Here is a 14,279-nt window from a genome sequence, read left to right on the forward strand (position 1 = left end):
AATGGGGTCTTTTTATATTTATTTGAAATTTATTTACAATTGCTGGCTTTGTCTTTATAATTTTTTAACAAAATTTTGACAACGACAACATTACCACTATTCTCTCTTCCTCGCAGCCTTGAACTCACTTCCCTCATACCACTTAGGGAAGTAGTCTTCGTTCGCCAGCTTCAGCCCTACCTCATACATCAGCTGGGCATCAAATTGCACGCCAGTCAAATTGGTCGTTGCTGGATCATACTCATCTGTTGGCTGGTGGTATAGGTAGGTCTCATAGTGGTCAGCCATTTCTTTGATCTGTTCTATGCTATAGTCAAAACCTTCATAAGTGCCCGATGCATACAAGGCTGGAATCCCTATTTTGGCAAAATTGAAGTGGTCGGAGCGGAAAAAGTAGCCTTTTTCTTTATTGGGATCCGGGATCACATAGCGCCCTTGCTTTTCAGCGGCGGCAGTTGCGTACTCATCCATTTCGGAATGCCCGAAACCGGTAATGGTCAGGTCTTTCATCCGCCCGGGGCTGGAAAGGGCATCCATATTGATATTGGCCACCGTCTTCTCCGGATCATAAATGGGATGCTCAGAGTAATAAGCAGATCCAAGTAAGCCCTGTTCTTCACCAGTCACGGCTATGAACACAATCGACCTCTTCGCAGGAGCCTCTTTTTTGAATGCCTCAGCAATGGCCAGCAAACAAGCAGTTCCCGAGGCATTGTCGACGGCGCCATTATAAATAGAATCGCCATCGATGGGGCGACCTACACCAAAATGGTCCCAGTGGCCAGAATAGATGATGTACTCATCCTTTTGGTCAGTGCCTGGCAGCAGTGCGACCACGTTTTTCGACATGTCTCTTTTGATGCTGTTAGTGACCTTCACTGAAGCCGTGAAACCCAGCGGAACAGGCTTGAAGCCTTTTGTTCTGGCCATTTGGTTGTAGTCTTTGTTCTCCAGGTTGGTGGCGGCAAATAGTTCGTCGGCTGCCTTGGTGGAAATCCATGCCTGCACATCGGCCACTGGCCGGTCGCTCTCCAGGTTAAGCTGTGGGCCTGTCCAGCCCGACTGTATCACATTCCAGCCGTAAGAGGCCTTCTCGGTTTCATGGATAATGATCACTCCTGCAGCACCTTGTCGACCTGCTTCTTCGTATTTGTAGGTCCAGCGGCCATAATAGGTCATTTCATCGCCTTTGAAAAAAGTCGAATCTCCCGACTTGAACCCAGGATCGTTGACCAGCACAACGGCCGTTTTGCCTGCCCAGTCGATGCCCTCGTAGTCGTTCCAGCCATACTCGGGTGCCACAATGCCGTAGCCAGCAAATACCAGCTCTGAATTTTCCAGGCTTACCTCGGGGGTGGGCCTAAGTGTGAGTGCCACAAAATCATTCATAAAGCCCAGCTCCATAGTTTTACCCTGGCCGCTAATAACCATTTTTTCTGAAGGCGTGCCTGTGATTTCCACCATGGGCACGTCCTGAAAATAGCTATCGCCATTGCCCGACTGCAAGCCGAGCTTGGCAAACTCGTCTTTCAGATAATTGACGGTTTTGGTTTCTCCTTCGGTAAAAGGCATCCTTCCCAGAAATTCATCTGAGGCCAGCTGACCGATGTGCTGACCGATGGTGGATTGCTCTACTGTGGCTGGGTTGGCGTCTTGTTTTGTTTCAGGGCTACAGGCTGCGAGCGCCGCTAGTAGTGCTAAGGATATGTGCTTTTTCATTTTGATCAGGTTCATGTTTGGTTTTAAAGGTTTGGAGGTAAAAGTAGAGAATTATCGTGGGACGGCTCACTAACTAGAAAAACCAGATCAGAGATCCTACGATATGCCTTCGGGTTTCTCGCTTAGCAATTACAAATCCAGTGGAGCAGTGGTGTTAATCGGTAAGTATCCCTGTCTCAAATCCATCAATACTCTCCGTGTTTCGATTCTTCCAGTAGTCTTCAATTCCCTCAGTCCCTTGCTTTGCCGACCAGTCGTTCAAAATGGTACGCTCCTCTTTGAAATCCATATAGGGCACGGCAAACCCGCAGGATGTTTGCACCAAATCGACATGCATTTCGATGATTTGTCTGGAGCCTGTGTTTTCAGGAAACCGGCCAATATATCCCTGAAATTCACTATCTCGCTTGTGATAGATTTTGGCAGTTCCATAAAGTCTCAAAATCATCGGTTTCCCTTCAAATGCGCAGAACATCACGGTCATTCGATCATTCTTTATTAGATGAGCTGCGGTTTCGTTTCCACTGCCTGTCAAGTTGAGCCAAATAATTTTATTACCATCCAGCACCCGAAAGGCGTCAGTGCCTTTGGGTGAGATGTTTACCCTGCCATCATCTGCCGCCGTTCCCACAAAAAATATTTTTTGATCCTCAATGAATGCTTTCAATTCAGGCGTGATAGCATCTAATCTCTTTCCCATTCTCTTCTAATTATTGCCGCAAGCACATGCTCCCTTCTATCTGGTTATGAAGGTATCGATTTCTGGGAAATTTCTGGGCTGAAGCTGGGTCGTTTTAGGGTGAGGACGTCCTACCTCGTGGATCGAGACACCCTAGAGAACTTAGGAGAAACCCCCAGGCGTTCAGGCGCCGTACTAGCTTTCACCTCTGAATTGTTTTCCGCAACATGGGCAATGCACTACCGATGCTGGTCAATCAAAATCACATTGCCATCGGGATCGGTTATCATCATGCTGGCCGGGCCGGACGTTTTGGGGTCAATTTCCTTCCCCGTTTCAATGCCCTCACCTTTCAGGTGTTGCTGAATTTCTCTAATGTCATCGAAGCTTGCTATGTCTTTTCCATTTTCGTCCCAACCTGGGTTAAATGTCATAATATTGCCTTCAAACATGCCCTGAAACAGCCCGATCAGTGCATTCTCATTTTTCATGATGAGGTAGTTTTTATCCATACCGCCTCCCAAGACGGTAAATCCGAGTTTTTCATAAAACTGTTTTGAAGCCTTTAGGTCCTTGACACTAAGACTAACTGAGAATGCACCTAGTTTCATATTATTAAAATTTTCAAGTTATCACCTCAACCGCTCCAGCTTACCTTTTCGCTTGACAATGTTTTTATAGTCCCACTGAGTTTCTCTTGACTTTCCGAGCCATTGCTGCAATTTAGTCACGTCAATTTCTTCAGCAGAATTGTAAAAAATAGAAGCGTCTTTGAACTTCTCACCTCTAACAGCTAAATCCTCTTCTTCAAAATCAGCTCCACTCCAAAACATCAGGCGCATCCCCTTCTTTTGCTTGCTGTACCCCACAATCGGATTGCCTTCCAAAAACCAAACAGGATGGGCATGCCAGATTTTGTTTTCGGCCTCAATCAAAACGCTGTCGATTGTGGTGGCAAGCAAGTCGCAGATTTCCTTGTCAGCTGCCGCTTGGCTTTCGTTATACGATTTTATCCCTGCATTCATACTTTCAAAAATTCGATCAGGCGAGCATTCGTCTTCTTCCTGGATGCACAGCATACAACAAGGGATTTTTTTGAGCCCCTTCTTTACATAAACATATCTCTTAACAACAGCAATTCCAAGATCAAGGATCAAGGTCAGGACAGCAGCTATCCAATATAACGATCAGCAAAAACAAACGACCAGCAGTGTAACAACAGTCACATACTTCCTTCTCTCCCCTGCCGACATTTAGGTAAAACATACCCGACATGGCAAAGATCGTTGTACTTGGCGCCGGTATTTCCGGCCACACTGCCGCATCGCACCTGCGGCGCAAGCTCTCAAAGAAGCATGAGGTGTTGGTCGTTTCCCCCAACAGCAACTACCAGTGGATTCCTTCCAACATCTGGGTGGGTATTGGCCGGATGACCCGCAAAGACACTGTATTTCCTCTGACGCCGCTTTACAAAAAGAAAGGCATAGGCTTCAAGCAAGCCAAAGTAGTCACCTTTCACCCGGAAGGCGACGCTGAGGAAAGCATGCCTTTTGTAAAAGTTGAATACACTTCTGTAGACAAAAAAGGACAGCAGGAAAGAGTCACCTACGACTACCTCATCAATGCCACCGGGCCTAAGCTGGCCTTCGAGATGACGGAGGGGCTCGTCCCCGGCACCAATAAAGCCTATTCGGTTTGTACGTACGACCATGCAGAGCATGCCTGGGAGGGTTTGAGAGCACTCATCGAGAAGCTGAAAACCTCTGATGAAAGAGCCAAAATCCTGATCGGGACCGGCCATGCCAAAGCTACCTGTCAGGGCGCTGCTTTTGAATACATACTCAACGTGGAGAAGGAGCTTGTCAAGTTTGGTGTTAGAGACAGGGTGGACGTCACCTGGATTTCGAACGAATACGCCCTTGGCGACTTCGGCATCGACGGCATGCTGCTGAGCTATGGCAAGGACGTGATGAAGTCGAGCGACATGTTGGAAATGGTGTTCAGAGACAGAGGCATTCGCTGGATCACAGGGGCGGGCGTCACCAAAGTGGAAGACGGCAAAGCGCATTACGAAAACCTTGACGGGGAGTATAAAACCGAAGAGTTTGACTTCGCCATGCTGATCCCGGCGTTTTCTGGTCATGGCTTCAAAGCTTACGACAAAGCGGGAAGCGACATCACCGACAAGCTTTTCAAAGGCTTCATGATCGTGGATGCCGATTACACTCCCAGGCCCTACGAGGAGTGGACAGTACAGGACTGGCCGGAAACTTACCAGAATCCTTCTTACCCCAATGTTTTTGCGCCAGGTATCGCCTTTGCTCCTCCTCACACCATCTCCAAACCAAGGAAAAGCAAAAACGGTACGGACATTTTCCCGGCACCTCCAAGAACAGGCATGCCTTCGGGCATCACCGCTAAGTTGGTGGCCGACAATATCATTGAATCAGTGAACAACGGGAAAATTACCCTGCCTCACAAAGGCTCAATGGGCAATATGGGTGCTGCCTGCATCGCCTCTGCTGGCTATGGTGCCACGCAAGGCATGGGTATCAGTATCACCACGTTTCCTATTGTTCCCGATTACAAAAAATACGGCGAAACTGGAGGAAGAGATGTTCAGAAAACGTTTGGTGACATAGGGCTGGCAGGCCATTGGGTTAAGTTAACGCTGCACTATGCCTTCCTGTACAAAGCTAAAATGAGGCCTTTTTGGTGGTTGATACCTGAATAAACAGACAAAGTCATGACACGGAGAATAACAAAATCGGAAAAAACCCGGATGCAAAATCCATTCATTCAGTTTTTCAAATACCTCTGGTTGAATATCAAAATCATCAGAATTGTGGCTTTGGGCCATGGTGGAACGAGAAAGGGCTAGCATCGTCTGTGACCTACAAATGGTGAGCGTGGTTCTCTATGGTAAGTCAGGTGTCAGGTCACGCCCAAAAACGATGTTAAATCCCTGAATCGATAAATTTTCAAAATATTAAATGTAGTTACATATAAAGGGTTGCTGCATTCCTTCTTATTTCCCTACTTTTATCTCCAGATACATAAATACTCAAAGTGAATTCTTTACTCTTTAGTATTTGTTTTACAACTCATAACGCTCCATGCTTAGAACAAGCTTACTATTCTTCCTTACACTTTTCACTTCCGTTTCTTTTGCCCAGCAGCAACTTCAAATTAACGAGCAAGGCTACTTCGACATGCAAGGCCTTAATGTTACTGTCTTTAGCGACATTTACCCCGATGGCCACCAAACAGGCGTCACTATTATCCAACATGGCAACCGGGTGGCTGCCAATGGCGATCTACGCCTCGAAGCATCGCCGGGACAATGGTCTCCCGTGCCCAAAGGAGGCGAGCTAAACATCGACAAGCAAGCAGGCACTATTTCCCAAAGACTTTGGTACCCTGATAGCAGTAAAAATCGCAAGGGATTCAATCCTATTTTGTACCCCGACCTAACCTTTGCCTACAGTGTGGAGGTGAAAGCCTTGCAGGGAAATACCTTCAGCGTGGTGGTACACCTCGACGAGCCCCTGCCCGCTGAGTGGATTGGCAAAGTAGGCTTTAATTTCGAGCTGTTTCCAGGCGACCTTTTTGGCAAATCGTGGATACTCGATCAGCAGACGGGCATCTTTCCTCAGCAGCCCAACGGGCCGGTGGCCGAAGAAGGTGGTGAGAATGTCACCAATGTGTTGGCTTCGGGCAAAAAACTTGTGGTGGCCCCTGAAGCTGATCTGCAACGCATCACTTTCACTTCCAATTCAGGCACGCTGGAGCTAAGGGATGGCCGGGCCAATCATAACAACGGCTGGTTCATAATAAGAGAAACCATACCGGCGGGCTCCTCCCAAAATGCTTTGCAATGGACAATTACACCCAATGTGGTTCCCAACTGGCGGTACAAACCGGTGGTGCAGGTGTCGCAGCTTGGCTACCACCCCAACCAGCCCAAGCAGGCAGTCATTGAACTTGATCCAAAAGACAATACGATAGCAGACCTTACACTTTTCAAACTCACCGAAAACGGCAGGCAGTCTGTGAAGTCGGGTAAACCAACAGCCTGGGGGAATTTTCTTCGCTACAAATACCTGACCTTCGACTTTTCAGACATCAAAGAGCCGGGCATGTATGTTGCCAGTTATGGTGATATTGAAACCAATGCTTTCAAGATTGGGGCAGACACCTATGAACGCCATGCCTGGCAGCCCGTGTTGGAGTACTTCCTGCCAGTGCAAATGTGCCACATGCGGGTGAACGAAAAATACAGGGTTTGGCACGACTACTGCCACCTCGACGATGCGCTGATGGCACCCGTCGACACCAACCATTTCGACGGTTACATACAAGGCCCTTCCACATTGACCAAATTCGAGCCGCTGCAACCAGTCCCGGGCATTAACAAAGGCGGCTGGCACGATGCCGGCGACTTCGACCTGCGGGTGGAATCACAAATAGGCACGCTTTGGAACCTGGCCCTGATGATTGAAGAGTTTGGTCTCGACTACGACGCCACCATGATTGACCAGGAAACCAGGATCGTGGAAATCCACCAGCCCGATGGTACTTCCGATGCTTTGCAGCAGATTGAGCATGGTCTGGAAAGTGTACTGGGAGGTTATCGTTCGCTGGGCAGGCTCTACCGTGGCATTATTTGCCCTACCCTGAGGCAATATGTGATGCTGGGAGATGCCACTGCTATGACGGACAACCTGGTGTACAATGCCTCACTGGGTAGTGGTGAAAGAACTGCGACGGAATCGGCTGTTATGGATGACCGGTGGGTGTTTACAGAAGAAAACCCCCGCAGAGAACTTTATGTGGCCAGTGGATTGGCGGCAGCTTCGAGGGTGCTGAAACAAAGCAATCCGGCGTTGGCGGAAGAAGCCCTGAAAGCAGCTCGCATGCTATATGAAAGTGCTGCTTCCGGCCCGAGAGTGGAAAGCGCAAAAATAGTTGCCTTGTCAGAACTCTTGCTCGCTACCCAAGACGAGAAATACAGCAAAGCGCTGGTTTCCATGCAAGAAGGTGTTGTGAAAGATATTGCCCGCAGCGGATGGGCCGTTGGCCATGCGCTGCCGACCATCAAGGACAAGAAATTTCTAAAAGCGGTTAGCCAGGCTGTTGGGGAATACCAAACGAAACTGAAGGTCGAGCAAAAAGCCGACTCACCGTATGGGGTACCTTACAAACCCAATATTTGGGGGGCAGGGTGGAATATCCAGCGGTTTGGAGTCGAGCAGTATTTCTTCTACAAAGGTTGGCCTGAATTGTGTACTCCCGAGTTCTTCATCAATTCATTGAACTTTGTGCTGGGCGTTCATCCGGGCATCAACACCTCGTCTTTTGCCTCTGGCGTTGGATCCAAATCGGTGACGGTTGCTTATGGCGTGAACCGAGCCGACTGGTCATTTATTCCGGGAGGAGTGGCCTCCGGCACGGCCCTGATTCGACCTGACCTGCCAGAGTTGAAAGTATGGCCTTTCTTTTGGCAGCAAACAGAGTACGTAATGGGAGGAGGGTCTACCAATTATATGTTTTTGGTAATGGCCGTTGAAAATCTTTATAAAAATCAATAGTATTTCAGGAGATGATGATCCAAAATATGGATAAGGAACTGAACACAGCTCAAAAATTTAAGTTAGATCCCTTTTTTGAATTATCACCCTATTTACTTTGTGTTGCTGGCTACGACGGTTATTTCAAAAGAGTGAACCCTGCCGTGTGCAAGCTGCTAGGCTACAGCCAGGAGGAACTGCTGCAAAAGCCTATCAGTGATTTCATCTACCAAGAAGACAAACATCTTACCAAAGTCCATCGGGACTCCCTCATAAGAAATGTGCCCCTGCTGGATTTCGAGAATCGATATGTGACCAAAGGCGGGGAAGTAGTTTGGCTTTCATGGAATTCTATGCCCTATGACTCGGAACAGTTGGTATATGCCATTGCAAAAAATATTACCCACAAAAAAAGGATTGAAGAAGGAAGAGAAGCATTGCTGGCCGACCTGGCTGAGGCAAACAAAGACCTGAAGCAGCTAAATTATACTACCTCGCATGACTTAAGATCCCCCGTCAACAATCTCCTTACAATAGTTGAATTGCTGGACAACTCAAATATTCAAAGCAAAGTCGCACTTGAGCTAATTCCTATCCTTAAAGCCGCTACTGAAAATCTCAATCAAACGCTGAATGACTACCTGAACATACTCAGCCAAAAAGAGAGCCAGACTGCACCCATCGAAAAACTTGACCTGAAGGAAGTGTTGAGTACCGTAGTCAATTCTATCAATTCTTTGGCGAAAAATGTCAATGTTCAGTTTGAAATCGACTTTTCGGAAGTAACACATATCAAATTCAACAGGGCCTATCTGGAGAGCGTGTTCCTGAACCTGATCACCAATTCGATCAAGTACCGGAGACTTGATGTGGTACCGGTAATCTCTATTTCGACTACCAGATCGCACAACACAAACCAACTTGTCTTTTCAGACAACGGGCTTGGGTTTGACATGAACAAGGTAAAAGGAAAGATATTCGGGCTTCACCAGCGTTTTCATAACCATAGCGACAGTAAAGGCATAGGCCTTTACTTGGTTCACAGCCATGTAACCAGCCTTGGCGGAAACATCGAAGTCGAAAGTGAGGTCAATAAGGGGACTAAGTTTACCATTTCATTCAACGAGTGAAATGGTAGCAATCACTTCGCCTCCATCTCAAATGGTATCCACGGCCACTTTGTAGGTGGGATCCTCCATCACATTCACATCGATAAGCTGATCAGCATTTTGCAGCAGTTGTTTGCAGTCGGGGCTTAAGTGTTTCAGGTGAAGTTTCTTACCTACCTTCTGGTAACGTTCTGTGATCTTATTCAAAGCTTCTATGGCTGACATGTCTACCACCCGGCTCTCCGCAAAGTCGATAATGACCTCGTCAGGGTCATTGGATACATCAAATTTTTCATTGAACGCAGACACCGAGCCGAAAAAAAGTGGCCCATATATTTCATAGTGTTTTACGCCATTCGCATCGATGCTTTTTCTTGCTCTGATCCTTTTAGCGTTATCCCAGGCAAAGACCAATGCGGCGATAATGACACCAACCAACACCGCCAAGGCGAGATTGTGCAGAAACACAGTCACGAGCGTCACCATTACCATCACGAAGATGTCGGACTTAGGCATTTTATTGAATGTTCTCAAACTGGCCCACTCAAATGTGCCGATTGACACCATGATCATCAAACCGGTAAGAGCCGCCATAGGGAGCCTCTCCACCAGACCGGCACCAAACATGATGAATACCAAAAGCATCACGGCAGCCACAATGCCCGACAACCGGGCCCTGGCACCTGAAGAAACGTTGATAAGGCTTTGGCCAATCATGGCACAGCCTCCCATGCCAGAAAACAAACCCGACAGGATGTTGGCCGTGCCCTGAGCTACCGCCTCTTTGTTACCCCGTCCCCTTGTTTCGGTAATTTCATCAACGATGTTGAGCGTAAGGAGGCTTTCGATCAGCCCCACCCCGGCCACTATGGCAGCATAGGGAAAAATGATGGTCAGCGTTTCGAGTGTAAAGGGAACCGAGGGCAAGTGAAACGGAGGAAAACCGCCTTGTATAGAGGCTATGTCACCCACCGTTTTAGTATCAATACCAAAGATGGCCACGATACCAAAGACCACGAGGATAGCCGTAAGTGCTGCGGGAATAGCCTTTGTAATTTTCGGCAAGCCCCAAATGATCAGCATGGTTAACAGCACAAAACCTAACAGAATATACAAAGATGGGCCGGTCAGCCAATGGCCTGAGGCATCTTTAAACTGATCAAGCTGCGACATGAAAATGATAATGGCCAGGCCGTTCACAAAACCAAAAATAACCGGGTGTGGCACCAGGCGCATGAATTTTCCCAGGCGCAGAAAACCAGCCGCTAGCTGAATAATACCAGCGAGGATCACAGTGGCAAAAACGTATTCTACCCCATGCGACACCACCAGCGAAACAATCACTACCGCAACGGCTCCTGTAGCCCCGGAAATCATACCGGGCCTTCCACCGAAAATGGACGTAATCAGGCCCATGACAAATGCTGCGTAAAGCCCTGTGAGAGGAGACAACCCGGCTATTAAAGCAAAAGCCACTGCCTCTGGCACAAGAGCCATGGCTACTGTAAGACCTGATAAAACTTCAGTTTTGTAATTGACCTTTTGGGAGAGGTCGAATAGGTTAAAATACTTCTTCATTAAAGTTTGGTAAATGGCTTCTCACCCGGGAAATAGTCACCCAGGGATGAAATCAATATATTGTATTAGGAATTTATGGCTGGGCGTTAAGCAGGTAGTAGGTTTGCCCTCTATCATTTTCGGACTGCAAAGGTAGGGATAATCCTTTTCATTCGAATCATTGACCAAGAAAATCGCTCGCTTACCATTTGTCCACAGCCTTGTCGGTGTAGAACAGGCGCTTTTCGTATATTGAACCTTCGTCTAACACAACCGAGCAACCATGAATGTTACCCACCTGAGGCTACTCCTTTTTGTCTGCGTTATCACCATCTTACCTGCCTGTCAGAGCCAAAAACCCCAAACCTGGGTTTTCATCATGGCAGGGCAGTCGAATATGGCAGGGCGTGGTATAGTTGAGCCCCAGGATACGGTAACCAATCCAAGAATACTTACTATTGACTCTCTTGGGAAGGTAATCAAAGCCAAAGAGCCACTGCATTTTTACGAACCAAGCAGGGTAGGTCTTGACTGCGGCTTGGCGTTTGCCAAGACCCTGCTACCAAAGGTACCAGACAACGTCACCATCATGATTATTCCGACTGCCGTCGGTGGCAGTTCCATGTCGCAATGGCTGGGTGATTCGCTTTATCGAAATGTGAAGCTACTTTCTAACTTCAAAGAAAAGGTAGCGATTGGAAAGCAGCATGGAGAGATCAAAGCGATACTGTGGCACCAGGGAGAAAGCGACGCCAACGAAAGGTCAATAGAAGCCTATCCGAGCAAAATCCCTCAGTTGTTGGCCACTTTCCGGTCTATTGTGCAAAACGACTCATTGCCAGTGCTGATGGGAGAGCTGGGAAGCTATTCTAATAACAACGATTATTGGCAAATGGTGAATACGGCGATCCGTGAATATGCCGCCACCGACCAAAATGTGTCGGTGATTGGCACCCAGGATTTGATCCACAAAGGAGACACCGTGCATTTCAATTCCGCCGGGCAAAGGGAAATTGGGAAGCGCTTTGCAGAGGCATATTGGGGGAATGATTGAATGAGGCGCTAATCTTTCCCTAAGGTGTTGACTTGACCGTTTCTAAAACACTATACTCTGGGTTTTTCAACTAGCCGACGCAGGTTTTTGCATAAAATTTTTTCTTGTTCGGATAAGGAAGTAACTGATAGGGATAGTCTTTCAAGCTCTAGTTCTCAAAAGCCGTAAAATCAAGAAAATTCTAGTGATGAGAAAGACGTTACTCCTGACTGGTTTCATAGGGACAATAATTTCCTTTGGGCTTTTTGCCCAGGACAATGCTGGTTCGGTGGCCTTTACCATTCCTGAAAATGATCTTCTACCTGAGAGTATTGCTTACGACCCTGGCACGGACGTGTTTTATGTTGGCAGCACCCGCCGAGGAAAAATTATCAAAATAGAGAAGGATGGCTCTCAATCCACTTTTGTAGAAGGCGGGCAATTTGGGCAGTGGATGGTCATTGGGATCAAGATTGACCCAAAGAGAAATGAATTGTGGTTCTGTAGTTCGGGAGGTACAAACCTTATTGGATACGATAAGCAGGACGACAAAGAGGGCCGTCCGGCTGGAATCTTCAGAGTTAACCTTAGCTCTGGCGAGCTCATCAAAAAGTATACTTTGGAGGAGAATGGAGCGGTTCATTTTTTCAACGACCTGGTCATTCATGAAAATGGAGATGTGTATGCAAGTCATATGTTCAATGATCAGGCCGTCTACAAAATAGGTCGAGACAAGGATCAATTGGAACCATACGTTCAAAGTGAACTCATAAAATATCCGAACGGGATGGACATCTCCGATGATGGAAAAACGCTTTTCGTTGCTCATTCTGAGGGTATTGCAAAGGTCTCATTAGCCTCAGGAAAAGTAGAAAACCTGGCTGTGGCAACCAGCATTAAGGTCAGCCATCGTGAAAGCATCGATGGTCTGTATGTCTACAAAAACTCGCTGATCGGGATTCAGTCAGACCTCAATCGTGTGACTCAATTTGATTTAAGCGTGCCTCAAGGTGCTATCGTACGAGAAAAAATACTTCAGGAGAATGATTCAAGGATGGATCACCCTACCACGGGGGTGCTGGTGGGTGATGTATTTTACTATGTGGCAAATGCTCAATTTCAAAAGGTCAACGAGAATGGATCGATTGACCAGCCTTTAAGCGACCCAACCATCCTAAAACTCAAATTAAAATGAAGGCATCTTTCATCTTACTATTGACTATGCACTTTACCTGGCAGGCCAACGCCCAGGACGGGCCAACTCTTAAACAACTGTTGAATAAGGTAGTCGGCGGCGTGTGGGTATCAACCAACGAAAAAAACACAAAGAGTCCGGAAGACTTTGAGACCTTTTTTATGTCTTTCAGAAATTGGGCAGACAGTGAGTCGGTAACAGGAAATATTTATGGAATTACCAATGCAGGTGACACCAGCCAGCTAATGGAGGTATGGAACTTCGTTGATCTGGCAAACAATAACATTTTTCTTGTCCAGCGAAATGCGTGGGGCGGAAAAAGCATAGGATTCATTACTCCCCTTGAAGGACAACACCTGGACATCCAGTTTAAAACAACAGTTCCTGACGGCAGATCTTATTTCACCCGTGATATCCATTACTTCCAGGGTGAAGGTAAAATGAAGGCCGTTACCTATCATAAAGCTAAGGAAGAAGATGCCTGGGAAGAAGCAGGCCATTCTGAGTGGATTCTTAAAAATAAAGCACAAAGCCATGAATAAAATCTCAAGAAGAAAAGTATTGACAGGTTCCGCAATGGGAATCATCGGTTTGTCCCTGCCCCTTACCTCTCATGCTGCATCAGCTTTTGAAGCACCGTCAATCGCAGGTAAGCCGCATGCATCATACCCATCGATTGAGCATGAATTAGTTTCAGAGGTCGTTGGTAAATCGCATTCCGATTTAGACAGAGTGAAGGAATTGGTCGACCAAAGGCCAGAGCTTGCCAGGGCCACGATTGACTGGGGGTTCGCAGATTTCGAGTCTGCCATTGGCGCAGCTTCTCACGTGGGAAGACGTGATATTGTACAGTATCTGCTAGGCAAAGGGGCCAGGCCCAATATCTTCACCTATGCGACACTGGGAGCATACGAGGCCGTCAAAAGTATGATTGACTATACGCCAGGGATTCAAACAACCTATGGGCCTCACGGCATAAGCTTGCTCGCTCACGCCTCGGCGGGACTTAGAATGGAAAAAACGATGACAGCCCAGGAGGTTGATAATTGTAAAAAACTTATCGACTACCTGGAATCGCTTGGCAATGCCAATGGTCAAAAGTTTGAGGATATCCCTGATGAGAAAAAACCAAAATATTTAGGTGACTATAAATACGGTCAGGCTAAAGAGGAGGGCTTCTCAGTACAGCTAAATATGAGGAAGATGCTTTCGCTGGGAGTCATTGGCCAATTTGGTGGCGCCCTTTATCAAACTGGTGACAATGAATTTATATACAATGGAGCCCCTTCGGTGAAAATATCATTCCAGTTTGAAAATAATGAGGTTAAGTCTCTAACTGTTAGCGAACCCGCCGGCTCTATTATAGCTACCAAAATCTCTTAACAAGAAAGGCGAGTGGTCATTTTGCGGTCAGGTA

General features: G+C 47.1%; 13 protein-coding genes. 8 read left to right on the forward strand and 5 right to left on the reverse strand.

The genetic code is table 11. The features are described 5' to 3' along the window. Positions 1-96 precede the first annotated feature (96 nt). The 4 genes from RIG68_RS27475 to RIG68_RS27490 form a co-directional block, all read right to left on the reverse strand. Positions 97-1,719, reverse strand: coding sequence for a M28 family metallopeptidase (locus RIG68_RS27475; protein WP_350130057.1), 1,623 nt, complete (start codon positions 1,717-1,719; stop codon positions 97-99). A 154-nt stretch (positions 1,720-1,873) separates the two neighbouring features. Further along, on the reverse strand, positions 1,874-2,419 hold the full coding sequence (locus tag RIG68_RS27480) for a pyridoxamine 5'-phosphate oxidase family protein (protein WP_350130059.1): 546 nt from the start codon (positions 2,417-2,419) through the stop codon (positions 1,874-1,876). A gap of 218 nt (positions 2,420-2,637) precedes the next feature. Further along, positions 2,638-3,009 (reverse strand): VOC family protein, encoded by a 372-nt coding sequence (locus RIG68_RS27485; RefSeq protein WP_350130061.1) that lies wholly within the window; start codon positions 3,007-3,009, stop codon positions 2,638-2,640. 21 nt (positions 3,010-3,030) lie between these two features. Beyond that, on the reverse strand, positions 3,031-3,423 hold the full coding sequence (locus tag RIG68_RS27490; RefSeq protein WP_350130063.1) for a DUF1801 domain-containing protein: 393 nt from the start codon (positions 3,421-3,423) through the stop codon (positions 3,031-3,033). Between the two features lie 248 nt (positions 3,424-3,671). Between RIG68_RS27490 and RIG68_RS27495 the strand changes: the two genes are divergently transcribed. The 4 genes from RIG68_RS27495 (at position 3,672) to RIG68_RS27510 (ending at position 9,098) form a co-directional block, all read left to right on the forward strand. Beyond that, entirely contained in the window at positions 3,672-5,132 is a 1,461-nt protein-coding gene (locus tag RIG68_RS27495) for an NAD(P)/FAD-dependent oxidoreductase (protein ID WP_350130065.1), read from the forward strand. A gap of 12 nt (positions 5,133-5,144) precedes the next feature. After that, complete coding sequence (locus tag RIG68_RS27500; RefSeq protein WP_350130067.1) at positions 5,145-5,279, forward strand: hypothetical protein; 135 nt, start codon at positions 5,145-5,147, stop codon at positions 5,277-5,279. A 235-nt stretch (positions 5,280-5,514) separates the two neighbouring features. Next, positions 5,515-7,989, forward strand: a complete 2,475-nt coding sequence (locus RIG68_RS27505; RefSeq protein ID WP_350130069.1) for a glycoside hydrolase family 9 protein — start codon at positions 5,515-5,517, stop codon at positions 7,987-7,989. A gap of 26 nt (positions 7,990-8,015) precedes the next feature. Continuing rightward, positions 8,016-9,098, forward strand: coding sequence for a PAS domain-containing sensor histidine kinase (locus RIG68_RS27510; RefSeq protein WP_350130071.1), 1,083 nt, complete (start codon positions 8,016-8,018; stop codon positions 9,096-9,098). Between the two features lie 27 nt (positions 9,099-9,125). On the opposite strand, the gene RIG68_RS27515 is transcribed toward RIG68_RS27510, so the two are convergent. Further along, positions 9,126-10,655 (reverse strand): SulP family inorganic anion transporter, encoded by a 1,530-nt coding sequence (locus tag RIG68_RS27515; protein ID WP_350130072.1) that lies wholly within the window; start codon positions 10,653-10,655, stop codon positions 9,126-9,128. 262 nt (positions 10,656-10,917) lie between these two features. Between RIG68_RS27515 and RIG68_RS27520 the strand changes: the two genes are divergently transcribed. The 4 genes from RIG68_RS27520 (at position 10,918) to RIG68_RS27535 (ending at position 14,245) form a co-directional block, all read left to right on the forward strand. Beyond that, positions 10,918-11,688 (forward strand): sialate O-acetylesterase, encoded by a 771-nt coding sequence (locus RIG68_RS27520; protein ID WP_350130074.1) that lies wholly within the window; start codon positions 10,918-10,920, stop codon positions 11,686-11,688. A 187-nt stretch (positions 11,689-11,875) separates the two neighbouring features. Then, positions 11,876-12,862 (forward strand): SMP-30/gluconolactonase/LRE family protein, encoded by a 987-nt coding sequence (locus tag RIG68_RS27525; protein WP_350130076.1) that lies wholly within the window; start codon positions 11,876-11,878, stop codon positions 12,860-12,862. After that, positions 12,859-13,404 (forward strand): hypothetical protein, encoded by a 546-nt coding sequence (locus tag RIG68_RS27530; RefSeq protein WP_350130078.1) that lies wholly within the window; start codon positions 12,859-12,861, stop codon positions 13,402-13,404. Before RIG68_RS27525 ends, RIG68_RS27530 begins: the two co-directional genes overlap by 4 nt. Further along, positions 13,397-14,245, forward strand: a complete 849-nt coding sequence (locus RIG68_RS27535; protein ID WP_350130080.1) for an ankyrin repeat domain-containing protein — start codon at positions 13,397-13,399, stop codon at positions 14,243-14,245. The genes RIG68_RS27530 and RIG68_RS27535 overlap by 8 nt, the downstream gene beginning before the upstream one ends. Positions 14,246-14,279: the final 34 nt, after the last annotated feature.

The organism is Imperialibacter sp. (genome assembly GCF_040222385.1).
Classification (GTDB): Bacteria; Bacteroidota; Bacteroidia; order Cytophagales; family Cyclobacteriaceae; genus Imperialibacter.

Excerpts from the sequence above, each read along its gene's own strand:
- RIG68_RS27475 (WP_350130057.1), bottom strand. The coding sequence starts at position 1,719 with ATGAAAAAGCACATATCCTTAGCACTACTAGCGGCGCTCGCAGCCTGT.
- RIG68_RS27480 (WP_350130059.1), bottom strand. The coding sequence starts at position 2,419 with ATGGGAAAGAGATTAGATGCTATCACGCCTGAATTGAAAGCATTCATT.
- RIG68_RS27485 (WP_350130061.1), bottom strand. The coding sequence starts at position 3,009 with ATGAAACTAGGTGCATTCTCAGTTAGTCTTAGTGTCAAGGACCTAAAG.
- RIG68_RS27490 (WP_350130063.1), bottom strand. The coding sequence starts at position 3,423 with ATGAATGCAGGGATAAAATCGTATAACGAAAGCCAAGCGGCAGCTGAC.
- RIG68_RS27495 (WP_350130065.1), top strand. The coding sequence starts at position 3,672 with ATGGCAAAGATCGTTGTACTTGGCGCCGGTATTTCCGGCCACACTGCC.
- RIG68_RS27500 (WP_350130067.1), top strand. The coding sequence starts at position 5,145 with ATGACACGGAGAATAACAAAATCGGAAAAAACCCGGATGCAAAATCCA.
- RIG68_RS27505 (WP_350130069.1), top strand. The coding sequence starts at position 5,515 with ATGCTTAGAACAAGCTTACTATTCTTCCTTACACTTTTCACTTCCGTT.
- RIG68_RS27510 (WP_350130071.1), top strand. The coding sequence starts at position 8,016 with ATGGATAAGGAACTGAACACAGCTCAAAAATTTAAGTTAGATCCCTTT.
- RIG68_RS27515 (WP_350130072.1), bottom strand. The coding sequence starts at position 10,655 with ATGAAGAAGTATTTTAACCTATTCGACCTCTCCCAAAAGGTCAATTAC.
- RIG68_RS27520 (WP_350130074.1), top strand. The coding sequence starts at position 10,918 with ATGAATGTTACCCACCTGAGGCTACTCCTTTTTGTCTGCGTTATCACC.
- RIG68_RS27525 (WP_350130076.1), top strand. The coding sequence starts at position 11,876 with ATGAGAAAGACGTTACTCCTGACTGGTTTCATAGGGACAATAATTTCC.
- RIG68_RS27530 (WP_350130078.1), top strand. The coding sequence starts at position 12,859 with ATGAAGGCATCTTTCATCTTACTATTGACTATGCACTTTACCTGGCAG.
- RIG68_RS27535 (WP_350130080.1), top strand. The coding sequence starts at position 13,397 with ATGAATAAAATCTCAAGAAGAAAAGTATTGACAGGTTCCGCAATGGGA.